This window comes from Vibrio sp. OPT46 (assembly GCF_015163535.1).
In the GTDB taxonomy this organism is placed as follows: domain Bacteria; phylum Pseudomonadota; class Gammaproteobacteria; order Enterobacterales; family Vibrionaceae; genus Vibrio; species Vibrio alginolyticus.
In genome coordinates, this window is sequence record NZ_JADDYG010000005.1 from 494 (window position 1) to 1463 (window position 970).

The 970-nt window shown below is 41.0% G+C and carries 1 protein-coding gene; it reads right to left on the bottom strand.

Annotated features, from left to right (window positions below; all coding sequences use genetic code 11):
* Positions 1–643 precede the first annotated feature (643 nt).
* Positions 644–970: phospholipase D-like domain-containing protein (locus tag IQR33_RS00055; RefSeq protein ID WP_228013689.1), on the bottom strand; the 327-nt coding region annotated here is incomplete at its 5' end.

Below are 970 nucleotides of genomic sequence, written 5' to 3' on the forward strand. Positions count from 1 at the left end.
GGGCTTTTTTCGTTTCTACTGCGGCGTTTCCCTGAAGTGTGTTTACACCTAACTAGACTACTCCCCATAATCCCTACTAAGCGAACTCTGCGTGATTACACACTAGGCTTTAATTAATTATAGGCCGGTGATGCTGTGGAAAGACAATATGACCTACGAACAAGCCTAAGTAATCTATGGTATTCAAAGGCGTTCAACGGCTTGAATCTTGATGAGAAAGAAAAAACGAGCTGTGCGCATAATCCAGAAAAGCGTCATATATACCCCAATCTCTCCTGGCTCAAAAATCAAACGACTTGAAAAGAATTGGAAGGTGAAAGATTGAAGGAGCTCTTCATTAGCGAGGTGATGATTTTCGACGCTGAACATTTGATGAGTCTCAGAAAAAATATATCGCCAAGGGGTAAGAAGCGCCAAAACAGAGAGGGGTAGCTTAGCTCGAGGCTGTAAGCTATGCGGAATACTCACAAACGTCAAAGCTCAAATCCATTAAGAGAATCGCTCTAGATCTAAGTGGTTATGTGCTCACTAGCGGTACTAGAAAATAGTTAAGTATTCCAAATGGATTATATGAAAAAGCCAACTGCTAAAGCGGTTGGCTTAGTATAAAAATCTCGACGTACTTTAGAGCGAGAAATGATGTCTAAAGAATACGTTTTAAAACACCATCTGCCTTTAGGCGGGTGATTTTTCTGACCAGTCGCTGTACCCCTATAGGATAGTCTTCTACTTTCTCTAATTGCTTATAAGTACAGATAAGGTGAGTATGCTCAAGAATACGCGAAACTTCGTCTTCAAACTTCTCAGTGAGCTTCGCATAATTGTCTTGTATGAGTAGCCCATTTTCTAGGTCGAGTGACCAAGCACGTGGGTTTAGGTTATTCCCAGTAAGTAGCATATAGCGTTTATCAACCCAAATACCCTTAAGGTGGAAGCTGTTATTGTCATGCTTCCATAGGTGAATTGACAA